The following is a 24,176-nucleotide window of genomic DNA, read 5'->3' as shown; positions in this document are numbered from 1 at the left end:
TCTAGACCTCCCAAGAGCTAGGATCTACCCAAAAAAGCGACGAATCCGCCCCGGTAACAAGGCGATCGCGAAATGTCTCCTCGAGTATAGCAATTGTCCGAAAGCTGCGACTCCGGCATACCGGGAGACAAGCGAGCTAACAATTGGACGGTCACGATGCGGTTACGGTTCTCGACGCCATCATCGCATGCAGGCTATCGCCCCAATCCGGTCCAACTTCAGGCTGCTCAACGATAAGACAGGCAAAAGCCGGACCATTCCCATAGCATGGCCGCGCAGCAGTCGGGAAAGCGTCAACGGGTGATTGCGGGAGGAACCAAATTTCTAAGGTAAGCGAGTTTTAACAGGCCGGCAGCGCTGATCGAGTCGGTGATCTCGCCGTCCATGACCATGCGTATTGCTTCGTGTAAAGGCAGCTTTTTGATGGAGATGGCCTCGGTCTCTTCGAAGTCCGGCTCACCCTCCTCCAGGCCCTCCGCAAGGAAAACATAGCCTTCCTCATCGGTAACGGAATTCGTCGTATGCAAATGCATGAAAAGGTGCCAGTCCTTGGCCGTCAAGCCGGTCTCCTCCTTGAGCTCGCGCTTTGCCGTTTCCAAAATGTCTTCCCCATCGGGCGAACCGCCCATGGGGATTTCCCAAAAATAAGCATCGGGTACGTAGCGATATTGGCCGACCAGCCAGGTATTGCCCTCACCATCTATCGGGATGATGCCGATAGCCTGGCTTTTGAAATGGATTCTTCCGTAGATACTCAATCCGCCGGACGGATTGATCACTTCGTCCTCGTCCAGGCGAATCCATGGATTCTCGTAGACCTCCCGACGGCGGATCAGTTTCCAAGGATTGTGTTCCGACATAGTTCAACGTCCATGAAATGCCGGACTAAATTCGTACACGGCTTCGATCATCGCCTTGGCATGCTCCGGATCGACATCGGGTAGTATTCCATGCCCCAAATTGAACACATGTCCGTCCCCGTGACCAAATTGCTCCAAAATCCGCTTCACTTCGGTGCGGATGGTATCAATTGGTGCATATAAAGCCATAGGGTCCAAATTACCTTGTAGTGCAACTTTGTGTCCCGCTCGACGGCGCGCCTCTCCGACGGACATGGTCCAATCCAGTCCCAAGGCGTCGAACCCCGTTTCCGCCATGGCGTCCAACCATTGTCCGCCGCCCTTGGTAAAGAAGATCGTCGGTATGATTTTGTCCGCCTGGCGCCGATTCAGGCTGTCGAGCACGCGTTTGGCATAGGCCAAGGAGAATTCTTCGTAATGCGCGGCCGGCAAAATTCCGCCCCAGGTGTCGAACACCATGACGACGTCCACACCCGCCGCGATCTGGGCGTTCAGATAAAGTGCAACGGCGTCGGCCAATTTTTCCAATAGTTCGTGGAGAACGGCGGGTTGCTCGTACATCAATCCCTTGATCTTGCGAAAGTCCTGCCCCCCACCGCCTTCGACCATATAAGTCGCCAAGGTCCAGGGACTACCCGAAAAGCCGATAAGCGGCACTCCGGCGTTCAGATTCTGTTGGATCAGGCGGACGGTCTCCATGACATAGCGCAAGTCCGAGTCCGGGTCGGGTACCGACAAACGGTGAACATCGGCTGCGCTGCGTACCGGATTCCTGAAACGGGGGCCCTCGCCATCGACGAACTCCAGGCCCAAACCCATGGCATCCGGAACCGTGAGAATGTCGGAGAACAAAATGGCCGCATCCAGGCGGAAACGCGCGAGAGGCTGCAGGGTGACCTCACAGGCCAGCTCAGGCGTACTGCACAATTTCATGAAGCTGCCTGCCTGCTCGCGGACGCGGCGGTATTCGGGCAAATAGCGGCCCGCCTGGCGCATCATCCAAACCGGGGTTCTTTCCGTGGGTTGTCTCAATAGCGCACGGATAAGGCAGTCATTTCTAGGTGCATTCATGGCATCACGCAAATCAATGGCAGAAAGGAGGAATAACAGCAATGGGTGTATGGATCGAAATTTGTAAGTCAGGCATTTCCTTAGACCGGAATCGACCAGCATTCAGCGGACCAAGGAATCGTTCGATGAACGAAGCTCCAAGTGTCGCGGCATCATGCGCCGAATCTCCTGGTGAACGGATTTCATCTGTCTGGGCAAAGGCCGACCAAGAGAAACCGGTAGCGCCGACGCAGCATCTTTTGCTGCCGACAAAGTGGGATAAATCCCGAAAAAGAGCGGATAGAGATCATTGTTCCCTTTGCGAGAACGAAAACTCGCCAGTTCGCTGCCCGGCGGAAATTGTTTGGCCAGACCAAGCACCGAACTAAGGCGGGATACGGCCACAATTTGCAAGGTGTACGCATCCGGACGTTGATCCATTAGCCATTCGGCAGTCTTGAGACCTTCCATCGAGATGTCGGACGTTTTCGGAGTTTCATTCCGCGGCTCGGTCAAATTTTCGGATTCTGCCGTCTTCGTCGTGGCTTCCCTGACAAAGTCGGTCTGTACCGAGGTGTTCGGCAAGGCCTCGCGCTGCGGCCGCGGCGCCGGAACAGTCCTGGATTCTTCCCGGGCCGAAGGCCCCGGCGGTTCGCTTTGAACCTTGGCCTCCGCCAGCTTGCGATCCTCTACCGGATCTTTCGAGCCCGATCCAACTGCCGATACCGCCAACGATTCCGAAGTCGACTGATTTTTCGTCGTCTCGCGCTCGGATAACGAGGAAGATGTAACGGCTGATTGGGAATCAGTCCGCGGTGCCGTGGAGTCCCGGAATTCGACCTCTAGATCCGCTTCCCGGTCGCGAGAGGCAATGACGGTCCTTTCCCGATTTGAGATCGTCAAACCGCCCTCGGAAACCGACTCTTCCGGCGCTTGTATCTGCTCCGAGAAAATCAGAAAAGACGCATAGGCCGCGGCGCCGGCCAAGATTCCGGCCCCGGTAAGCCAACGAACTTTGGCGAGGCTCTCCGTTTTGGCCGGTTCGCGAGAAGAAGATTCGAGAATCTCGGAGACTTTGCCCGGAATCCCTCGACTTCCGGCATACAATTTCTTAAAGAAGGCCTTGTTTTCACCGAGATGCGTTATTGGTCCAAGTGACGCTCTCCTTAATTGATGGGCAAAAAGTCCGCACTCATCCTCCGACAAAACCGGAATTTCCAACAAAAACGCTTCGCCAAAAGCCGACCTATCGGTATAGGGCTTTTGCAGAGCCTCCTCGGAAGTCATCGACAGTACCAGACGCAAGGCCGAATGCCGACCTGCGAGCTGCCACAACGCATCGAGAAATCCGGGCAGGAGAGCCCCGGCATCATCCAGTAGCAGCACCAGATTTCGATGTTCCCGAGCACAGGTTTCCAGTAAATCAGTCAAATCAACGCTGGACGGTAACGTCTTCGGGTCGTTCCGGTTCAAAACATGCCGCATCCCGTCCAAAATTCGCTCATAGCTCATGCCGGGCGCCGCCGCGATATAGCAAACCGCGGCAAGCGGAGCCAGGCGCGTCTCCAAGAGACGAAGAAAAGTGGTTTTGCCGATGCTATTCGGGCCGCACAGGACAACGGGCCGGGCAAGATTGATCGCTAGGTGCGAAAGCAAATCGAACTTTTGCATGCGTGCCGCTGAGATAAGCGGCAGAGGCTGGTCGGCACGCGCAATCTCGGGACTGAGGGATCCCGAGCGGCTCTCAAACGCGCCCATACTCACTCAATGTCGCTCGAAGCAATTCGAGATCAACCTCCATGGGCAAGCTCGCCTGACCGATTTTTTCCAGCAGAATCAAGCGCAGCTCGCCTGCCACGTTCTTCTTGTCAACCGCCATTAAATCCAGGTAGCGCTCAACCGCCAAATCGACTGGCGGCTTGACCGGCAGTCTAGCCCGCCTGAGCAGCGAAACGATACGTTCGACGCTATCCTCATCCAGCCAGCCGAGCCGGCGTGAGAGATCTGCCGCCTGACACATTCCGATGGCTACCGCTTCACCGTGCAAATACGTACCATAACCCATGCCGGTCTCTATGGCGTGGCCGAAAGTATGCCCTAAATTCAGCGTTGCACGCACTCCCGATTCCCGCTCGTCTTCGGCCACAACCTCCGCTTTATTGAGGCAGGATCTCTCGATGGCGTAGGCGAGGCTATCGGCATCGCGAGCCAGCAGCGCCTCGATATTGGCCTCCAGCCAGACGAAGAATGCAAAATCGCGGATCAGTCCATACTTGATGACTTCGGCCAAGCCCGCGCTAAGTTCCCTGTCGGCCAAGGTGTCCAGCGTCGAGGTATCGGCCAGAACACATAACGGCTGATAAAACGCTCCAATCATATTCTTGCCGCGCGGATGATTGACCGCGGTTTTCCCGCCCACGGAAGAGTCCACCTGTGCCAGCAAGGTCGTCGGAATTTGAATAAAAGGTACGCCCCGTTGATAACATGCGGCGGCGAAACCCGTCAGATCACCGATCACTCCGCCCCCCAGAGCGACGATACATGCGTCTCGGCTGAATTTTCCGGCAAGCAGGCCGTCGAAAATGGTCATCGCCGATTCCATGCTTTTGTAAGACTCGCCGTCCGGTAAAATCACCGCGGCAGACTGCTTGCCTTGCAAGCATTGTTTCACTTTATCCAGATAGAGAGGTGCCACGGTTTCGTTGGTAACTACCATGACTTGGCTGGAACTGAGGTGCCTAGCGAGTATTTCTCCGGATTCCAGGATTCGTGAACCGATATAGATCGGATAGCTGCGTTCGTCCAGGCTGACGGTTAGGGTTTTCATAAATTCGCGCTTGCTCGGTAATAAGCTCTCAGGATCTGACGTACGGCGCTGCGGCTGGAATGGGTTCCCGTGTCCACGATTAAATCGGCCAAAGAACGATAGAGCGGTTCCCGAACCCGAAATAATTCCTGTAATTTCACCCGGGGATTCTCCGTCTTGAGAAGTGGCCGGTTGGAATCTTTGTGCGTTCTTTCGAGCTGCTTCTCGACCGAACACTGCAGATAAACAACGAAACCCCGCTCATGCAGCAGCTCCCGATTCTTCGCCAACAGTATTGATCCGCCACCGGTAGCCAGCACCACTCGGTCCTCGCTGCACAACTCGGCCAGAACTTCCGCTTCCCGCCGCCTAAAACCTTCCTCACCTTCGTACTCGAAAATCATGGGAATGCAGACTCCCGTGCGCTGCTCTATTTCCCTATCGCTATCGATAAACCGGACATCCAGGGCTTTGGCCAAGAGCCGGCCGATCGTCGTCTTGCCAGCTCCCATGGGTCCGATCAGATAGATATTCTGCGTCTGTCTCATGCTGCACGAAGTGAGAAATCGGGTCATCATACCATGTGTGTCGAAAATTCCGGGAGGCAGCCCACGGCCGGCCCAAAACAAAAAGGCGCTGCCGTTCAAGGCTGCGCCTTTGTTTTCGTTTTCAGACGAAATCAGCGAAGGGAGAGATCTTGCTTAAGTATTTTCGGAGTAATAAAAACGAGCAATTCCCTTTTCGTATCTTCGACACTATTTCTACGGAACATATATCCGATTCCGGGCAAATCGCCGAAAAACGGCACTTTATCGGTGTTGTTGATGTTTACCCCTTCGTAAACTCCTCCCAGCACCACGGTTTCTCCATTGGCCACCTGGGCCGTCGTTTCAATCTCGCGTTTATCGATCGCGGGACCGCGCGGCGTATCGACACCCTGTTCATCCTTCCGAATAAACAACTCCATCAACACTTGGTCGTCGGGCGTAATATGCGGCGTCACGTTCAGTTCGAGCACCGCCTGCTTGAAGGTTATGTTGGCCGCTTGGCCGCCGCCCGCCACCACCGTGGTTTGATAGGGAATCTCCACACCCTGCTTGATCACCGCCTTGGACTGGTCCGACGTAATCAGGCGGGGATTGGACACGGTCTCGGCACGTCCTTCCCGCTGAGCAGCCGACAATTCGAGATCGAGCAGGTAATCGCCCGCTTTGATCAGGGTAAATCCAAGGGCGCTCGCGCCTCCCGATGCAGCCGTTGCGGCTCCGTTGGCTGCGAGGTCCACGAGTACGTCGGTCTTGGTAGATTTTTCGCCCCCCGAGGCCGGCGGGAAGAAAATGAGATCTCGATTTCCGCCCCCCGAGCCGAAACCCTCCGCACCTCTCGCGTTAACCAGCCGATTGACCTGGAGCCGGCTACCGAGATCCCGTAAAAACTCGTTTCTCGCGATGACGATGCGCGATTCGATAAGTACTTGCCGAATAGGTTTGTCCAACTGACGAACCAGATCGCGGACCCGCTCCAAGTTGCGCGCGGTGTCTTTCACGATCAGCTGATTGGTCCTCGGATCGACGGTTACGTTGCCTCGCCCGGATAAAACCGACTGGCTCACATCGAGTGTCGATATCGCCGTTGAAGCCGTTGTGCCGCCGATGCCGGCCGGATCGCTCGATGATTGGCTAATCCGCTCGGTGGTGCCGACCAGGACCTTCTTGATGTCTTCGGCTTTCGTGTAGTTGATCTGTATGATTTCAGTGCGCAGCGGCTCCAAATCTTCCACCACCTTCTGCGCCTCGAGTTCCTCCTTCTCCTGTTTGTTGATCTCCTCCAGAGGCGCGACGCGAATGATGTTCCCTTCCTGCCGCTTGCCCAAGCCCTTCGATTTTAGAACCAGCTCCAGGGCCTGGTCCCACGGGACGTCGTTCAGGCGAAGCGTCACATTACCCTGGACGGTATCGCTCGCGACAATGTTCAGGTTGGTGAAATCCGCCAGAATCTGGAGAACGGACCGCACCGGAATGTCCTGGAAATTCAGGGTCAGCTTATCCCCCGAATAGGCGAAGTTCTTCTTCTTGATCTCCTCCTTTTCCGCTTTGGTCAACGGGCGAAATTCCACCGTCAGAATATTGTCGGTTTGGTAGGAGGAGTAATCGTATTCGCCGGAAACAGTCGCCACTACCATCCGCGCGTGGGATCCCTCGGGTGTGGCGTCGATCGAGCGCACAGGCGTAGCGAAATCCAGGACATCGAGTCTGCGTGCCAATCTCGGCGGCAGACTCGTTTCGGCAAATCGGACAATGACCTTCTGCCCTTCTTCGTGAATGTCGACCAGGGATTTAGGATCGCTCAGCGTCACGATGAGCCGACCCTCGCCCTTTTCGCCTCGGCGGAAATCGATATTTTCGATATGCCGGTCGCTTCCGCCGAACGGCCGGTCAATGAAGCTCGGTTTTGCCGGTGCCGCGTTGGCGGCAGCCATCGGCGCGTTGCCGCTTTGCAGGGTGATAAGTATCTTATCGCCGTCCACCTTACTGGTATACGGCATCATGTTGGTCAAATTGATGACCACTCGGGTACGTCCAGCCGATTCCACCGCTTGCACGCTTTGCGCGCCGCCGATATTGATCGGCACTGTCTTCTGTTCCAGACCGCTGGTTACTCCGGGCAGGTCTAGCGCTATCCGAGCGGGATTCTCGGTATGGAAGATTCTCGGCTCCGAAGCAGGTCCGCTCAAATCCAACAGCAATTGCAAATTGTCTCCCGACAGGATCGAAAAATCCACGGACTCCAGGACGAGCCCCTCCGCCCGACAGACGGACATATGCAGGGATAAGCCAATCAGAACCAGACCAGCGATCTTTTTGTATCGCTCCAAGCCGGCTGCAATGAAATCAAAACGTTTAAGTACGCTCATTTCTTCCCCCCCACTTCTGCCAAGTCGAGGGCCGCTTTGCGTTCGCGCCATGCCCCTGGACTCTCGGATATGATTTCTACCAATTCGATGATGCTTTCTTTGATGTTTACGATCTTTCCGAAATTCTTCCCCATGTGATTCCCGGCACGCACCCGGTGGATCGTGCCGTCGCCGGCTTTGACCAATCCCCAGAGTACGCCGTGCCGATTGACCGTTCCGACCATGCGCAGCGTGTCCAATTCGTAGGATTCCAATTCCTCCTTAGGTCGCTTGATATCGGGCCGAATACCGTTTCCAATCCTTGCCTCCACTGTCTCCTGCACGTTGTCATCGATAATGAAGGGATCGCGCAAATCTTCGGGATTGAACACGAAGGGTTCGACCGTCTTGATCTCCGGCAAAGGCTCCACCGATCCCTTCTGGCGAGCTTTTACCTCCGCGACATAGGCTTCCAAATCCGTCAAATCGTTTCCGGCACATCCGCTTATTCCGAGAGCGACCAGCCAGGAAACGAGGAGCCGTGAACGACACGGCAGTACCAAATGTTTCAAGTGCCCACCCATAGTGCTACTTTCTTTTCGGTTGTGGCTTTTTGACTTGAACCGCTGGGGCCGATCCCTCGTCCAGATAACGATAGGTCCTCACCAGCGCACTCATGACCAAAGGTTCCTTTACGTTTTTTTTCGCTCCGTCGGATTTCTTGTGTGCCGCAATCTTCACGTTATGTATCGTCACGATGCGCGGCAATGACGCCAGACCACTGATAAATTCTCCGAACTCCATATAGTCTCCGACCACTCGGATTTCTATGGGCAACTCCGCGTAGAACTCTTTGGCTATCTCGGCAGCCGGCTTGAAAAGCTCGAACTCCAAACCGGCAGCGAGGCCCGTTTGAGACACATCGACCAGCAATTCCGGAACCTGGGTTTTATCAGGAAGCTGCCTGAGCAAATCGCCGAAACTTTTCTCCATTTCCGCCATTTGCTCCTTGTATTCTTCAAGATTTACGGCTTTTCTTTGCCGCTGTTCGAATTTGGTCTTCAGCTCCCGCTCCTTGGTTTCTTCCGCTTCGAGCAGCGCGATCTGATCCTGAGTGTCGAGGTAGTACCATAGCCCCCCCAAAACCAGACAGAGCAAGGTGATAATTCCTACCTTGACGGGCACCGGCCAAGCGCCGGCGTTTTCTATGTCCCAATTGACCTCGGAAAGATTCATGACGATTTCTTCTCCTGGTTATCCGCCTTTTCGCCCCCCTGCTTGACCTGAAGCGTAAAACGGTTGCCCCTCGCATTCTTGCTGCCTTTGGTTTCCTGCTTGGTCTCGATGATGTTCAAGAGGGGTTCCTTCATCCAAGGTGATGACTCCAGATTTCGCATGTAGGCGGAAACCCGAGCGTTGGATAGGGCCATTCCGTTCATGGTCAAATTGTTTTCCGCCTGAGTCAGATCCGTTAGATAAATGCCTTCCGGGATGGTACGGGCCAACTCATCGAACAAATGGACGATCTCGGGCCGACTCGCCTGCAACCGCTGGATGACTTCCATCTTGGCAATAAGCCGCTTTTTCTTGGTTTCCAGCTCCTCGATTTCCTTAATCTTTTTGTCGAGCAGCGCGATTTCGGACTCCAGGTACTTGTTACGCTGAGTTTGATAATCGATCATGCTGCCGATGCAGTAGTGAACAAGGCAAAAAACCGCTGCAGCCGATAGCATCGCGGCCGCGGTAATGGAGAAAAACTCCTTTTGCCGTTGTTTGCGAAGTTCAGTCCGCCAAGGAAGAAGGTTGATTCGGGCCATTAGTCCAAGCTCCTTAAAGCCAGTCCGCATGCAGTCATCAATGCCGGGGCGTCATTATTCAAACTCTGTGGTTTAATCCGTGGCGCGAGAGACATGTGTCCAAACGGGTTGGCTGCGGTGGTGGGGATTCCGAGAACCCCTTCGACGAAGCGGTCTATACCGTGGATAGAGCCGCAGCCTCCTGCCAACACCAGCCCATCCACAGTCCGATGCGAGCTGGAGGAAAGAAAGAATTGGAGTGAACGCCCGATCTGCTGCGCCATTGCCTGTTTGAACGGCTCCAGAACCTCGAGCAGATAATTGTCCGGAAGACCGCCGTGTTTTTTGGCCAAGCCGGCCTCTTCATAAGAAAGCCCGTACCGGCGCTGGATTTCTTCGGTCAACTGCTTGCCGCCGAATCCCTGTTCGCGCGTATAGATGATTCGGCGGTCATGCATTACGTTCAGGGCGGTCATGGTCGATCCGACATCGGCCACTGCGATGGTTTGATCGGGACTGTATCCCGGCAGCTGGTCCAGAATTAAGTTGCAGGCATTCTCCAGAGCATACGATTCCACATCGACAATCTCGGCCTTGAGCCCGGCCATTTCCAGAGCCGCCACGCGATCTTCCACATTCTCTTTCCGCGAGGCGACCAGCAGCACGTCAACCATGTCCGGATTCTTCACGGCTCTGCCCTGCACTTCGAAATCCAGGCTCACTTCATCCAGCGAGTATGGAATATATTGGTCGGCTTCCAGTTCAATCTGGGCCTCCAAGTCGTCTTCGTTCAAGGAAGCCGGCATCGAGATCATCTTGGTGATTACCGATGAACTCGGCACCGCTACCGCGGCATGCTTCAACCGGGTCCCGGCTTGCTTGATGACGGATTTGATTACGCTGCCGATGATTTCGACCTTTGCGATGTTCTTGTCGATCACGGCGTCCAATGGCAACGGCGCGACGGCGTAGCTTTCGACCCGGTAGCGCTGGCCGTTTTTGCTCAGCTCCAGCAGCTTGACGGCCGCCGTGCTGATATCAATGCCAAGCAACTGCGGTCTCTTGCGGTTCAAAAAAAACATCGATGACTTCCTAACTGGCTTTAATTTCACGCAAGCGACGCCGAGCCTTAATGTCGTTCCTCATCGCCCGCTAGACTGTGTACTGTAGTATAGTAGGGATTCGAAGTTTGCCTATGACACGCCCCATACCGATCAACCGAGCACTTCGCCGCTACGTTTTTCCGTAGCCGCAGCCTGAAAACACCTTTTTGATTTTCGAGTGAGTAGCCGCAACAGTAGACGCAAAGTGCGCTCCCGATCCGCAAGCGTCATGAAACTAATCTTTCTGCTCATGCTTGGCGGAGCCGTGAGTTTGGTTCTGGTCGCGTATTTTCTGTACCGCTACATCGAACCAAAACTCCCGGACATAGAAGTCCTGCGCGATGCCCGGTATCAGACCCCGATGAGCATTTACAGCAGAGACGGGTTGCTCATGGCCCAGTATGGGGAAAAGAAACGTACCCCTGTGAGCGTTTCCGAAGTTCCCCAGAAGGTAGTCCAGGCGTTTCTGGCAGCGGAGGACAATCGTTTTTTCGACCATCCCGGCGTGGACTACCAAGGCTTGCTGCGAGCGACGTTTTCCTTTTTGCGGACGGGAAAGAAGAAGCAGGGCGGCAGTACGATCACGATGCAGGTAGCCCGGAATTTCTTTTTGAGTAGCGAAAAGACCTTCTTTCGCAAACTCAAGGAGATCGTGCTGGCCATCAAAATCGAGTCGGAATTGACGAAACAGCAGATCTTGGAGCTGTACTTGAACAAGATCTATTTCGGACACCATGCCTACGGTGTCGTAGCCGCGACGCAGGTCTACTATGGCAAGGGGATCAACGAGCTCGAACTGGACGAAATAGCGACAATTGCGGGTTTACCGAAGGCCCCCTCGGCATTCAACCCGATTACCAATCCGCAGCGAGCAACAATTCGCCGCAACTACGTGCTGAAGCGGATGCGGAAATTAGGCTACATCGATGACCATACCTACCAGGAGCTGATTAATCGGCCGGTCACCGCAAAACTCCATACGACCCCCGTTGAATTGTATGCCCCCTATGTCGCGGAACTGATCCGGAACGAGATGTATCGCCAGTATGGCGAAGCCGCTTATACCACCGGTTTCAGGGTCTACACCACGATCGACGCTCGGTTGCAGTCGGCCGCCGAAAAGGCACTGCGGCTCGCGCTGCACGAGTACGACGAACGCCATGGATATCGAGGCGCCAAACAACGAATCGATTTGAAGAAAGAGAAACGTTCCGAGGACTGGGACAAACATTTGTCGAAGATTGCCAAAGTCGGCGAAACAGTGCCCGGGCTGGTCCTTGCCATCAAAGATACGTCGGCGGAAATTTATCTGGGCAACCAACAACACGTCGAACTCGACTGGAACGGCCTTAAATGGGCTCGCAAATACATTAACGCGAATGCACAAGGCCATCAGCCCCGAAGTGCCAGAGAGATACTCAAGGCCGGCGATCTCGTCAGACTTCGCAAAGACGGCAATGACCGCTGGAAACTCAGCCAGATTCCGGAAGTCGAAGGGGCTTTAGTCGCGTTGGATCCCGTCAGCGGTGCCGTAGTCGCACTGGGGGGCGGGTACGATTTTCGACTCAGCAAGTTCAACCGCGCAACTCAGGCTCAAAGACAACCCGGCTCCGGTTTTAAGCCGATACTTTACGCGACGGCATTGACTCATGGATATACCCCGGCGAGCGTAGTTAACGATGCTCCCGTCACCTTCTCCGATCCTTCTCAAGCGGGCGGATTCTGGCGTCCACAGAATTATTCGGGCCGGTTTTACGGTCCTACGCGGCTCAGGGTTGCCCTGGCGAAATCCCGGAATCTCGTCTCCATTCGACTGCTTCAGAGCGTCGGCATCAAGAAGACCATAGACATGGCCACTCGCTTCGGCTTCCAGCCCGGAGAACTGCCTCGCTCCCTCCCGCTTGCCCTGGGGAGCGGCACGGCAACCCCCCTCCGCATGGGGCAGGCCTACGCGGTTTTCGCCAACGGCGGCTTTCGCGTCGAACCCTATTTCATCGAACGCATAGAAACCGATACCACCATTTTCCGCGCAACGCCGCAAATAGCCTGTGCAAATTGTACCGAGTCCGATGACCGCCGTAAGAACTTTGCGCCTCGTACGCTCTCGCCTCAGGTCCATTACATGATGAACTCCATGCTGCAGGAGGTCGTGCGAACCGGAACCGCAACCCGCGCCATGGCGCTCGGACGTCACGACGTTGCCGGGAAAACCGGAACAACGAACGAGTATAAGGACGCCTGGTTCAACGGTTATGTGCCTTCCTTAACCGCCATCGCATGGGTCGGCTTCGATTCCTCGAAATCCTTGGGAAAAGGTGAAACGGGCGGCAAGACCGCGCTGCCCATGTGGATGCATTTCATGCGGGAAGCTCTTAATGATGTCCCCGAGCAAACGTTTCCGCTTCCGAGCGGATTGACGGTGGCCCGCATGGATCCGAGCACCGGCTTGCTTGCCTTGCCCGGCAGCAGCAACGCCATTTTCGAGGTTTTCCCCTCCGAACGGGCCCCCCGTAATTACGCGGCGCCACCCGTAAGCCAACTCCCGGCCTCGGAATTCGGCGAAGATGACACCCAACTGGCCTCACCGAAGCCACCACCCATTCGGGCAACGCCCGAAAGACCTATCGAATCGCTATTCTGACCTCCGTTATGTCCACGCGAGATAAAGCTCGGCTGTTGATCGCTCAGGAAGCCGCGAAGATCATTGCCGAGGAGGGCATCAACGATTACCTCCCGGCCAAACACAAGGCTGCCGCGCGTTTAGGGATAGCGAGCTCGCGAAGTCTCCCGCGAAACGAGGAAATCGATCAGGCGCTGGAGGAATACCTTCGGCTCTATCGAGCCGAGACGCAGCCACAGCATATCACTCGCTTACGAAAGCTGGCGCTGGAAGCCATGCGTTTTCTGGAAGAGTTTTCGCCGCGCCTGGTCGGCGGCGCGTTGGACGGCAGCGCGGGTCAATACAGTCCAATCATCTTATATGTCTATCCCGAAGCTCCGGAAGACATCATCAAGAAATTGGTGGACGCGCGTATTCCTTTTAAGGAAAGCTCCTTTTCATTTAATCTGGGACACAAACGGGCGATGACATACCCGGCACTAGATTTTCTCGTCGACGGCGTCCGCGTCGAATTAGCCGTGCTCCCGCCGGAATTGAAAGGTCAGCGAATCAATCGAAAGGAAAAGACGATCCCGGGAGGCTCTCTCCAGGATGTCGAAAACCTGCTTAATGGCGTTTGAGGGCGATTCGATCCTTCCGGGAAGAAGAGCGGCGCAAGCGACTTCGCCGTTATCGCCGTATCGAAGATCACCTTAATCGATCCGTAACGAAGAGCAATCCCTGCTCATCGCCGTTAAAATCGAGGCGCCCGGACCGATTTCGAAGGGCATGGATGAGGCCGACAGATCAGCCCCGTCCGTATTTGCGTCGGAACTTATCCACACGACCGGCAGTGTCGACGATTTTCTGCTTGCCCGTATAAAATGGATGGCAAGCGGAGCAAACTTCAACGTGTAAATCCTTGCCGAGCGTCGACTTGGTTTCGAAAGCGTTGCCGCAGCTGCAATGGACGGCAATGGTCTTGTATTCGGGATGAATCTCCGGCTTCATATTGGGGCACTCTCCAAGAAATCAGAACAAAGGGACGACAAATTTTTCATGGTACTTAATTTGATTCTTTATCGCAAGAGCGACATCCACATCGGTGGGATTCTTTCCACCTCCGGCTGACCGGTGCACTGTCTGCGGCGATTATTCACTCGCCTTTTCGGCAGAAGCAGTCTAGCGGTGACCCACCCTTCTGAGATATAAACCCTAATGCGTATAGTTTCGCTCAACGTGAACGGCGTGCGGTCAGCGGCACGCAAAGGTTTTTTCCACTGGATGGATAAACAGAACGCCGACATCGTCTGCCTGCAGGAAACCAAGGTTCAGACACATCAACTGGAAGATCCCCTTTACTGGCCGAAAGGATATCGGTGCTATTATTTGGACGCCGTAAAAAAAGGCTATAGCGGCGTTGCGATATATAGCCGACGGGAACCGGATCGAGTCATTCGGGGTATCGGCTGGCCCGATGTGGATGCAGAGGGGCGGTATCTCGAAGCGAGATTCGGTCTACTTAGCGTCGTATCCCTTTACCTGCCCTCCGGTTCTTCCAGCGAAGAGCGGCAAGCCGTGAAGTTCGATTTCATGAACCGCTTTCTGCCATATCTTCGGGAATGTGCGCAATCGGGCCGTAATTACATTTTCTGCGGCGACTGGAATATCGCGCATAAACCCATCGATCTCAAGAACTGGCGATCCAACCAGAAGAATTCCGGATTCTTGCCCGAAGAGCGCGCCTGGCTGGACGTGGTGTTCGATGAGGACGGCTGGGTGGATGCCTTCCGGGTGATCAATCCGAAACCGGAACAATATACCTGGTGGTCGAATCGCGGCCAGGCTTGGGCCAAGAACGTTGGTTGGCGCATTGATTATCACGTAACCAGCCCTGCTCTCCGCAACACGATTCGCGGCGCCGACATTTACAAGGACGAGCGCTTTTCCGACCATGCGCCGCTCACGATAGATTATGACTACCCATTCCTGGCGTGACGCGCTATTCAACAGACGGATGCTGATCTGCATCCTCACGGGGTTTTCCTCGGGCCTGCCGCTGTTCGTACTGATCAGCCTGATTTCCGCCTGGCTGCGCGACGGCGGTGTCGAGCTTAAAGAAATCGGGCTGCTGGCGCTGGTTCAGTTCCCCTACATCTGGAAGTTTTTATGGGCGCCGCTATGCGATCGTTACGGTCTGCCGATCGGGCGGCGCAGGACCTGGATGTTGTTTACCCAAATCGCGCTGCTGTTCTCGATTCCCGCTTTCGGCTGGTTTACTCCCGTGCCCGACATTGCCACCATACGCTGGCTGGCGGTGGCAGTAGCCTTATTTTCCGCCACCCAGGATATCGCCATCGATGCCTTCCGGCGCGAAATCCTAAAGGACGAAGAACAGGGTCTCGGCAATGTCGTCCACGTGAATGCGTATAAGATCGCCGGCCTCATCCCGGGATCTCTTTCTCTGATTCTCGCCGATTTTCTGTCCTGGAACGCCGTCTACCTGATCACGGCCCTGTTCATGCTCCCCGGCATCCTTCTGACGCTCATTGGAACCGAACCTGAATTTTCCAGCCATGCCCCTCCGACCTTACGTCAAGCCATCGTGGATCCTTTCCGCGAGTTTGTGCAACGAAAAGGCTGGAGCGGCGCCCTGACCGTTCTGGGATTCATCTTTTTTTACAAGCTTGGCGATAGCATGGCCACGGCACTTGCCACCCCCTTTTATCTGGACATGGGCTACAGCAAGACCGAAATCGGGGTGATCGCCAAACATGCCGGTCTTTGGCCGAACCTTGCCGGCGGCATTTTGGGGGGAATTTGGATGGTCTCCCTCGGGATACATCGGTCCCTGTGGGTATTCGGCGTTTTACAGGCGCTGGTGATTCTCGGTTTTGCCTGGCTCGCGACGGCTGGACATACCGTGGCGGGCTTGGCCACTGTGATCGGCGCCGAAGCCTTTGGTGTCGGATTGGGCACGGCGGCCTTCGTTGCTTATATTGCCACCACCACCAACCCGGCCTACACCGCTACTCAGTTCGCTCTTTTCACCAGCCTGGCGGCGACCCCCCGGACGCTGGCCAATGCGTTTACCGGTTTTCTCGTCGAAGGCGGCGATATAAAGCTCGGAGACATCTACCTGGTTCACGTCGAAGCGCTCGGCTGGGAACGCTTTTTTTGGGTGTGCTTCGCACTCGCCCTCCCCGGCATGTTACTGCTGTTCAAGGTGGCGCCATGGAATGGCGGAAAAACCAGGACGGGCCCCGACCGACTCGAACCTCAACCGGATTCGCAATCGTCGGACTGAAAGCCGTGCCGGAAAGGCGACGCGTCGCACAGGCGAGCGAATCGCCTGCCGATAATCCCGGTCCGGCGCGAAACCGGCCTACTTTCGAATATACAAGTCGGTAATGCTGCCTTCCAGCATCTCGGCGGCGAATGCGAAGGTTTCGGACAAAGTCGGATGTGGGTGAATGCTCAAGGCGATATCTTCCATATCGGCGCCCATCTCGAGCGCCAGAACGGCCTCACTAATCAGTTCTCCCGCATTCGGGCCGACGATGCCCGCCCCAAGTATCCGTTTGGTTTCCTTATCGCACAGAATCTTGGTGACGCCTTCTTTGCGGTCGATACCGAGAGCCCGCCCGCTCGCCGCCCATGGAAACGCCGCCTTTTCGTATGCAATACCTTGCGCTTTCGCCTGATTTTCGGTGAGCCCCATCCAGGCCACTTCCGGATCGGTGTACGCGACCGAGGGAATGGTCAGGGCCTGAAACGCCGAACGCTCTCCGGAAATCACTTCCGCCGCTACCTTCGCCTCATGGGTCGCTTTGTGTGCGAGCATCGGATTGCCGACAATATCGCCTATGGCGTAAATGTGCGGTACATTGGTTCGCTGGCAGGTATCCACGGGGATGAAACCTCTGTCGTCAACCTTGACACCGGCATGTTCCGCGCCGATCAGGTTACCGTTCGGTCTTCGACCGACTGCGACCAAAATACGGTCGAACAGGTCGGATTCGGGTGCGCCATCGCCGCCTTCAAAAGAGACTTGCAAGCCTTCCGACTTTGCTTCGATGCTCGTCACCTTCGTTTTCAGGAAAATATTTTCATACTGTTTCTTGACGCGCTGATACAGCGGTTTTACGAGATCCGCATCGCAGCCCGGAATGATCTGGTCCATGAGTTCGACAACGGTGATCTTCGCACCCAGAGCATGGTAGACGGTGGCCATTTCCAGGCCGATGATGCCGCCGCCGATGATCAATAGGCGCTTCGGCACCTCGGCCAGTTCCAGGGCGTCGGTGGAATCCATCACACGCGGATCGTCATGGGGAAAACCGGGAATCCGCACCGGCTGGGAGCCGGCTGCAATGACCGCGTGATCGAAACTGATCGTTCTTGGTCCCTCGGCGGTTTCGACCTGCAGCGACCGGTCCGAGGAAAACTTACCCACCCCATTGACGACGGTGACCTTGCGTTGCTTGGTTAAGCCTGAAAGTCCGGTCGTGAGCGTCTTCACGACCTTGTTCTTCCATGTGCGCAGTTTGTCGAGATCGATGTTCGGGGCTCCGAAATTCAATCCAAAACTGGAAGCTTCCTGCGCCTCCTGAATGATCTTGGCAGCGTGCAGCAAAGCCTTTGAAGGAATACATCCGACATTCAGGCAAACACCACCGAGAACCGGATAGCGTTCAACCAGTACCACCTGCCTGCCCAAGTCAGCAGCCCGAAAAGCGGCGGTATAACCACCCGGACCGCCACCTAAAACCACAACCTCGGCATGGAGACTGGATGTATCAGACATCGATTATTTACCTTCTAATAGGGATAAGTTGCTTGGGTTAGCGTTGTTCCGTCATGGCTGTATCAAACCGGCGCACCGGCAAGCCTGTAAGCTGCTCGCCTCTACAAGAGGACTCGCCGCAACTCAGCCAGCAGTCCGGCCAAATACACCGTGAACCTCGCCGCTTCCGCACCGTCGATTACGCGATGATCATAGGACAAGGACAATGGCAACATCAGGCGCGGCACGAACTGTCCATCCTGGTAAACGGGCTTGGTTTGTGCCCGGGATAAACCGAGAATGGCCACCTGCGGCGGATTGATAATGGGCGTAAAAGCCGTGCCGCCGATGCCGCCGAGACTCGAGATGGTAAACGACGCGCCTTCGAGATCGTTATTGCGCAGCTTTTTGCCGCGAGCCTTGGCTCCGAGCTCGGCCAACTCCCTGGCCAGGTCGAAAATGCCTTTCTGATCGACATCCCGCACTACGGGCACTACCAGGCCTTCCGGAGTATCCACCGCCACGCCCAAGTGATAATACTTTTTCAGAATCAGCTCCTCGCCATTGGCTGCGAGCGACGAGTTGAAAGTCGGAAACGCTTTGAGCGCCGCGGCTACGGCCTTGATTACGAACGGCAGAAAGGTCAGTTTTACATTCTGCTTTTCCGCCTCCCCCTTCAGCGACTGGCGAAAAGCCTCGAGATCGGATATATCCGCTTCGTCGTGCTGGGTGACATGGGGAGTGCTTATCCAGCTCCGAAGCAAATTCGGGCCGGAAAGCTTTTTGATGCGGGACAAGGGCTGCCGATCGATGGCACCGAACTGCGCAAAATCGATTTCCGGCTGCGGCGGAATTGCGAAGATACCGCCGGTCGTCGCTTGCTCGGTACGCTTCAAACTCGCCTTTACGAACGACTGGACATCTTCCTTCAAAATACGCCCCTTAGGCCCCGTACCTTGAATCTTTTGAAGCTCAGCGCCCAATTCACGGGCGAACTTGCGAACCGACGGGCTCGCATGGGGAGGTTGAGCATGCTCTTCGCCAACCTCTAACGGCCGCTCGGCAATAGCCGTCTCGTGCTTCGTTTTCGCTTCAGGCTCGCTTGGCGGGAAAGGCGCGGGTTGCTCAGGGACGGGTCGGGACTCTTCCGCCTCGCCGGCCTCGATCTTCTCGGCCTCCGCCTTTACCGACGGGGCTTTTCCCTCTGTTTCCGCTCCTCTTTCGGCAAGTTCCAGCTGCAAAATCGGCGACCCCATGCTCACCCGATCGCCGACGTTGACCTGCATGGCTTTCACGATGCCGGAAAACGGCGAGGGAACTTCCATCGCCGCCTTATCGCTTTCCAGAGTAATCAGGGAGTCATCGGCCTTGATCTCATCACCTGGCTTTACCAGCACTTCGATGATTTCGACGTTCTTAAAATCACCGATATCGGGAACTACAACTTCTCTTAGCATTGCCATAGCGATTCCTTTACACCTTCACTGGATTGGGCTTTTCCGGATCGATGCCGTATTTGCCCATGGCTTCCGCGAGTGTTGAAAGCGCCACACTGCCCTCATCCGCTAAGGCTTTTAGAGTGGTATACGTAATGTAATACCGGTCCACCTCGAAAAATCTCCGCAATTCGGAACGTTGATCGCTGCGCCCAAAACCATCGGTGCCCAGAACCGTATAGGATCTCGGTACAAACGGCCGGATTTGATCGGCGAGCATTTTAATATAGTCGGACGCCGCGATAACCGGCCCCTCGGTTCCCGCCAGACAATCCTCCACGTAGCTGACGCGGGGCGGCTGATCCGGGTGCAGGAGATTCCAGCGCTGCTTGTCGAGTCCGTCACGGCGCAGCTCGGTAAAGCTGGTGACGCTCCAAACGTTCGCTTTTACGCCGAAGTCCTGCTCCAGCAACTCGGCGGCGACGATGGCCTCGCGGAGTATCGTACCGCCGGCCAGAATCTGGGCCTGAACCGATTCGCCGGCATCCTTGAGCTTGTACATGCCCTTGACGATCCCTTCGCGGGCGCCGGCCGGCATGTCAGGATGAGTATAATTTTCATTCATGACGGTGACGTAGTAGAAGATGCTCTCGCCCTCCTGATACATTCGCCTGAGACCATCCTGGATAATTACGGCGAGTTCGTAGGAAAAGCAAGGATCGTAAGCTACGCAATTTGGAATCGCCGACATACTGACGTGACTATGCCCATCCTGATGCTGCAATCCCTCGCCCGCCAGCGTCGTACGTCCGGCAGTTCCTCCCATCAAAAAGCCGCGTGTCTGCATATCGCCCGCGGCCCACATCAGATCCCCCACCCGTTGGTAGCCGAACATCGAGTAGTAGATGTAGAAAGGGATCATCTGGATGTTGTGGTTGGTATAAGCCGTACCGGCCGCCAGCCAGGAGCACATGGACCCGGCCTCGGAGATACCCTCCTCCAGTATCTGGCCCGATTTGTCCTCCTTGTAATACATGACTCCCCCGGCATCCGCAGGAACATACAACTGCCCGACGGAAGAGTAAATGCCGTATTGGCGGAACAGTCCCTCCATACCGAAAGTTCGGGCTTCGTCCGGGACGATGGGTACCACGTACTTACCCAGTTTTTTATCCCGCAGCAGCAGCGTCAGGATGCGAACGAACGCCATCGTGGTCGACATCTCCCGATCTTCGGAGCCCTTCAGCAGAGGTTCGAAGACGTCTAGTTCCGGCACCTGCAAAAGTGGCGCGTCGCGTCGCCGTCGCGGCACGTATCCGCCCAGGGCCTTGCGACGCTCGTGCATGTAGATCTGCTCCGCGCTGTCTTCCGGCGGCTTGTAATAAGGCAATTCCATCAGCTGGTCATCCGGAATGGGAATATTGAAACGGTCCCGGAAGTGACGGATCGCCTGTTCGTCCATTTTCTTTTGCTGGTGCGTGGTCATGAGTCCTTCGCCCGCACTGCCCATGCCATAGCCCTTGACCGTCTTGGCCAAGATCACGGTCGGCCGTCCGGTATGGTTTACCGCCGCGTGATAAGCGGCGTAGACCTTGTGCGGGTCGTGCCCGCCGCGATTCAGGCGCCAGATGTCCTCGTCGGACATATTGGCCACCATCGCTTTCAGTTCCGGGTACTTGCCGAAGAAATGCTCGCGGGTATAGGCACCGCCCTTCGCCTTGTAGGCTTGATACTCGCCATCCACGGATTCTTCCATGCGCTTCTTCAACAGGCCGTCCTTGTCCTTGGCCAGCAGAGGATCCCAGTACGAGCCCCAAATGACCTTGATGACGTTCCAGCCGGCACCCCGGAACTCCGCCTCAAGTTCCTGGATGATCTTGCCGTCGCCGCGTACGGGTCCGTCGAGCCGCTGCAAATTGCAATTTATGACAAAAATGAGATTGTCGAGCTTCTCCCTGCCGGCGAGACCGATGGCGCCCATGGATTCCGGCTCGTCCATTTCGCCGTCACCGCAGAAACACCAGATCTTTCGGCCTGCCGTCGCAAGAATCCCTCGATCCTCGAGGTACTTCATGAAGCGCGCCTGATAGATCGCCATCAGCGGACCAAGACCCATGGATACCGTTGGAAACTGCCAAAAGTCGGGCATCAACCAAGGGTGTGGATAGGACGAAAGTCCGTTCCCGCCGATTTCGGCGCGAAAACAGTCGAGCTGTTCTTCGGTCAGTCGCCCTTCCAAAAAGGCACGCGCATAAATTCCGGGAGCGGCGTGTCCCTGAAAGTAAACCAGATCTCCGCCATGATGCCCGTCGGCGGCGTGGAAAAAGTGGTTGAAACCGACGTCGTAAAGCGTCGCAGCCGAAGCGAACGTGGCAATGTGCCCACCGTACTCGCTGGTTTTGCGGTTGGCACGAACAACCATGGCCATAGCGTTCCAGCGAATATAGGAGCGAATCCGCTGCTCCAGACCGGCGTCGCCCGGCATACGGGGCTCCATGTGGGGCGGGATGGTGTTGATGTACGCCGTATTCGCCTTATAAGGCAGATTCGCTCCGGCCCGGCGTGCCTGATCGACCAAACTCTCGATAAGAAAATGTGCCCGTTCGATGCCTTCAGTTTCGATCACGGCTTCTAGTGCTTCCAACCACTCTCGGGTTTCTTCGGGATCGATATCGCCGGCACTCTTAAGGTATTGCGATGGGTGAGAGGGACTCACGGCGGACATAGGAAAGATTCCTCCAGTACTTAAGAACTTCCAGTTAAATTTTTCGATTGCGGACAAGCAAAGCTCAAAGCCATCTGCTGATTTCCGACCCGTCGTTTGCTTGGAACCAAACAATTGCAGGCATTTTTGATGACCCGTTGCTCCTGTGATGACAGATTGCGCAACTCTGACTTTGCATTCTGAAAGAGGTCAACGTTGTATTGTTATAAAAAAAAGACTCAATCGGAAAATGGTACAGACTAAGAACCGATTACGCCAGAAAAGCGGATCTGAAAAACGGACTCTTTAGCGATTTTACGAATACTGATCACCTGGTATCATCCTCCCGGAGCCGGATTGGAGGCTCAGAAACCTTTGCTTACCCACCAACCGATACGATATTGCGGTATTTGGGATTAACTCTATCCGTTAGACAACTGGTCACCCTGATATGTTAGGAAGCAGAACGAATTCGGGAAAGGAACGCCGGCGCGCACCACGGCTGGATTCGCGCATTTCCGCTTATCTGATCATGCCATCCGGCGCCCCCTTGCGCGGCGTCGCGAGAAACATAAGCCGTTCAGGCGTCTTCATCGAGACGCAAAGACCTTTAAAACGGGTCATCGGTGAACCGGCGCGCTTGGTCTTTACTCTCGAACACGGCAACCTTGTAAGATTAGCGCGCTATTCCGTCGTTGTGGTACGCGAGTCGCAGCACGGAATAGGACTCGGATTTTGGAAGTCAAGCAAGCCGGCGATTCTGCGCAAAGCCTAGCAAGCGACTTTAGATCCACCCACATTCGAACTGAATGCCCGTTTGGCTCGACACGTTTCGGAACACCAAGCATTTATCTCAAGCTACATCAGACAGGCAAAGGGCAAGACGTCGACGATCTCACCGGGTTCCACGGTAGAACGGCCGTGCTCCAGAACGATCATGCCGTTTGCCAGGCTCATGGAGCGCAGGATGCCGGAACCCTGTTTGCCGCTTGTACGCACGAGCCATTCCCCGCTTTGGCCCCTTTCGAGAATACCCCGCTGATACTCCGTGCGGCCGGGTTTCTTAACGAGCCGCTCAGTGGACGTGGCTTTCAAGGTGGGGAGAACCGGCCGTTCCACGATGCCCATTTTTCTCTCTAGCAGAGGAAGGACAAACTGGTAATAGTTCACCATCACGGCGACCGGATTGCCCGGCAAGCCGATAAAAACCGATGAGCCGATACTGCCGAACGCCAAGGGGCGTCCCGGCTTCATGGCAACCTTCCAAAAATAGATGTGGCCTATGGAACGCAGAACGTCCTTGACGAAATCCGCCTCGCCCACGGATACCCCTCCGGTCGAGATGACCACATCGGCCATGGTCGCGGCTCTAAGCAAGGCTTCCCGTAACAATTCAGGATCATCCGGCACAATGCCCTGATCCATCACTTTGACGCTCAGTCGCTTTAGGGCCGAATTAAGGGTATACCGATTACTGTCGTAGACGCCGCCGACGCCCAAGGATCGCCCGATCGAATGCAATTCGTTACCGGTCGACAAGAGAGCGATCCGCGGCCGCCGCTTGACCTTAACCTCGCCTATCCCTATCGAAGCGATCAGTCCGACATCCGGGGGGGTCAAGTAGCGCCCCTGGTCGAGAATCGTTTCACCCTGCCTGACATCTTCCCCGGCCATACGTACATTTTCTCCGGGACGATGCCGGCCACCGGCAATGCAAATCCTATCCCCTTCCATATCAATGTGTTCCTGCATCAGTACGGTATCGGTTCCGGCCGGCATGGGCGCGCCGGTCGTGATGCGCACCGCTTGCCCGGGAAGCACGGTTTCGGCAAACGGCTTTCCAGCCAAAGCCACTCCCACTACCGGCATCTTCACCAAATTTCCAGCCTTCGGAAGATCATCTCCTCTCAGGGCATAACCGTCGACGGCGGAATTGGTGTGGCTCGGCACATCGAGCACCGAAACCACGGGCTCGTGCAATACTCTGGCAACGGCTTCGAGTATGCCGATTTGCTCATATCCCTTAACCGGAGACGTGGCAGTCAACATACGAGCCAAGGCCTCTTCGACGCGAAGAGCATCATGCTCTTCACTATCGCTACAACTGGGTCGGTTAGTCGAAGGTGTAGTCATGGCGGGACCA

20 protein-coding genes are annotated in these 24,176 nt (G+C 55.6%); 5 read left to right on the top strand and 15 right to left on the bottom strand.

Annotated elements, in window-relative coordinates; translation table 11 throughout:
- Nucleotides 1-293: 293 nt before the first annotated feature.
- The 10 genes from sS8_RS25780 to sS8_RS25735 all read right to left on the bottom strand — a co-directional run bounded on the left by sS8_RS25780 (nt 294) and on the right by sS8_RS25735 (nt 10,487).
- The gene (locus sS8_RS25780; protein ID WP_119632266.1) at nt 294-860 is read right to left on the bottom strand and encodes an NUDIX domain-containing protein; all 567 of its coding nucleotides are present in this window, start codon (nt 858-860) and stop codon (nt 294-296) included.
- A gap of 3 nt (nt 861-863) precedes the next feature.
- The gene (gene hemE, locus sS8_RS25775) at nt 864-1,931 is read right to left on the bottom strand and encodes a uroporphyrinogen decarboxylase (protein WP_119633020.1); all 1,068 of its coding nucleotides are present in this window, start codon (nt 1,929-1,931) and stop codon (nt 864-866) included.
- A gap of 102 nt (nt 1,932-2,033) precedes the next feature.
- Nucleotides 2,034-3,581: an SPOR domain-containing protein gene (locus tag sS8_RS25770; RefSeq protein ID WP_145986686.1), complete on the bottom strand. Its 1,548-nt coding sequence runs from the start codon at nt 3,579-3,581 to the stop codon at nt 2,034-2,036.
- Nucleotides 3,582-3,654: 73 nt separating this feature from the next.
- Nucleotides 3,655-4,737, bottom strand: coding sequence for a 3-dehydroquinate synthase (gene aroB, locus sS8_RS25765; protein ID WP_119632264.1), 1,083 nt, complete (start codon nt 4,735-4,737; stop codon nt 3,655-3,657).
- Entirely contained in the window at nt 4,734-5,264 is a 531-nt protein-coding gene (gene aroK, locus sS8_RS25760) for a shikimate kinase AroK (RefSeq protein WP_119633019.1), read from the bottom strand. The genes aroB and aroK overlap by 4 nt, the downstream gene beginning before the upstream one ends.
- Nucleotides 5,265-5,395: 131 nt before the next feature.
- Nucleotides 5,396-7,630: a type IV pilus secretin PilQ gene (gene pilQ / locus sS8_RS25755; protein WP_119632263.1), complete on the bottom strand. Its 2,235-nt coding sequence runs from the start codon at nt 7,628-7,630 to the stop codon at nt 5,396-5,398.
- Entirely contained in the window at nt 7,627-8,094 is a 468-nt protein-coding gene (locus sS8_RS25750) for a pilus assembly protein PilP (RefSeq protein ID WP_232020443.1), read from the bottom strand. The genes pilQ and sS8_RS25750 overlap by 4 nt, the downstream gene beginning before the upstream one ends.
- Nucleotides 8,095-8,197: 103 nt before the next feature.
- Nucleotides 8,198-8,845, bottom strand: a complete 648-nt coding sequence (locus sS8_RS25745; protein WP_119632261.1) for a type IV pilus inner membrane component PilO — start codon at nt 8,843-8,845, stop codon at nt 8,198-8,200.
- A complete protein-coding gene (locus tag sS8_RS25740) occupies nt 8,842-9,426 on the bottom strand; it encodes a PilN domain-containing protein (RefSeq protein WP_119632260.1) in 585 nt (194 codons plus the stop codon). The genes sS8_RS25745 and sS8_RS25740 overlap by 4 nt, the downstream gene beginning before the upstream one ends.
- Nucleotides 9,426-10,487: a pilus assembly protein PilM gene (locus sS8_RS25735; RefSeq protein WP_119632259.1), complete on the bottom strand. Its 1,062-nt coding sequence runs from the start codon at nt 10,485-10,487 to the stop codon at nt 9,426-9,428. The genes sS8_RS25740 and sS8_RS25735 overlap by 1 nt, the downstream gene beginning before the upstream one ends.
- Before the next feature lie 250 nt (nt 10,488-10,737).
- On the opposite strand from sS8_RS25735, the gene sS8_RS25730 reads away from it, so the two are divergent.
- Entirely contained in the window at nt 10,738-13,149 is a 2,412-nt protein-coding gene (locus tag sS8_RS25730; protein WP_119632258.1) for a penicillin-binding protein 1A, read from the top strand.
- 8 nt (nt 13,150-13,157) lie between these two features.
- Nucleotides 13,158-13,748 carry a hypothetical protein gene (locus sS8_RS25725; RefSeq protein ID WP_119632257.1) on the top strand — a complete coding sequence of 197 codons (591 nt, stop codon included), beginning with the start codon at nt 13,158-13,160 and terminating at the stop codon, nt 13,746-13,748.
- 166 nt (nt 13,749-13,914) lie between these two features.
- Here the strand turns inward: sS8_RS25725 and rpmE are convergent, their stop codons facing one another.
- Nucleotides 13,915-14,118, bottom strand: a complete 204-nt coding sequence (gene rpmE, locus sS8_RS25720; RefSeq protein WP_119632256.1) for a 50S ribosomal protein L31 — start codon at nt 14,116-14,118, stop codon at nt 13,915-13,917.
- Nucleotides 14,119-14,325: 207 nt separating this feature from the next.
- Here rpmE and sS8_RS25715 point away from each other — a divergent pair, with 207 nt between their 5' ends.
- Both sS8_RS25715 and sS8_RS25710 read left to right on the top strand, forming a co-directional pair.
- Nucleotides 14,326-15,105 carry an exodeoxyribonuclease III gene (locus tag sS8_RS25715; protein ID WP_119632255.1) on the top strand — a complete coding sequence of 260 codons (780 nt, stop codon included), beginning with the start codon at nt 14,326-14,328 and terminating at the stop codon, nt 15,103-15,105.
- On the top strand, nt 15,083-16,414 hold the full coding sequence (locus tag sS8_RS25710) for an AmpG family muropeptide MFS transporter (RefSeq protein WP_119632254.1): 1,332 nt from the start codon (nt 15,083-15,085) through the stop codon (nt 16,412-16,414). The genes sS8_RS25715 and sS8_RS25710 overlap by 23 nt, the downstream gene beginning before the upstream one ends.
- Before the next feature lie 78 nt (nt 16,415-16,492).
- On the opposite strand, the gene lpdA is transcribed toward sS8_RS25710, so the two are convergent.
- The 3 genes from lpdA to aceE all read right to left on the bottom strand — a co-directional run bounded on the left by lpdA (nt 16,493) and on the right by aceE (nt 22,054).
- Nucleotides 16,493-17,914, bottom strand: coding sequence for a dihydrolipoyl dehydrogenase (lpdA, locus tag sS8_RS25705; RefSeq protein ID WP_119632253.1), 1,422 nt, complete (start codon nt 17,912-17,914; stop codon nt 16,493-16,495).
- Between the two features lie 101 nt (nt 17,915-18,015).
- Complete coding sequence (aceF, locus tag sS8_RS25700; protein WP_119632252.1) at nt 18,016-19,356, bottom strand: dihydrolipoyllysine-residue acetyltransferase; 1,341 nt, start codon at nt 19,354-19,356, stop codon at nt 18,016-18,018.
- A 10-nt stretch (nt 19,357-19,366) separates the two neighbouring features.
- On the bottom strand, nt 19,367-22,054 hold the full coding sequence (gene aceE / locus sS8_RS25695) for a pyruvate dehydrogenase (acetyl-transferring), homodimeric type (RefSeq protein ID WP_119632251.1): 2,688 nt from the start codon (nt 22,052-22,054) through the stop codon (nt 19,367-19,369).
- A 430-nt stretch (nt 22,055-22,484) separates the two neighbouring features.
- Here aceE and sS8_RS30110 point away from each other — a divergent pair, with 430 nt between their 5' ends.
- The gene (locus sS8_RS30110; RefSeq protein WP_119632250.1) at nt 22,485-22,808 is read left to right on the top strand and encodes a PilZ domain-containing protein; all 324 of its coding nucleotides are present in this window, start codon (nt 22,485-22,487) and stop codon (nt 22,806-22,808) included.
- Between the two features lie 83 nt (nt 22,809-22,891).
- Here the strand turns inward: sS8_RS30110 and moeA are convergent, their stop codons facing one another.
- On the bottom strand, nt 22,892-24,166 hold the full coding sequence (gene moeA / locus sS8_RS25685; protein ID WP_119632249.1) for a molybdopterin molybdotransferase MoeA: 1,275 nt from the start codon (nt 24,164-24,166) through the stop codon (nt 22,892-22,894).
- Nucleotides 24,167-24,176: the final 10 nt, after the last annotated feature.

Source organism: Methylocaldum marinum (genome assembly GCF_003584645.1).
Lineage (GTDB): Bacteria > Pseudomonadota > Gammaproteobacteria > Methylococcales > Methylococcaceae > Methylocaldum > Methylocaldum marinum.
The sequence above is the reverse complement of the archived record's forward strand: the minus strand, read 5'-3'. Positions and strand labels throughout refer to the sequence as shown.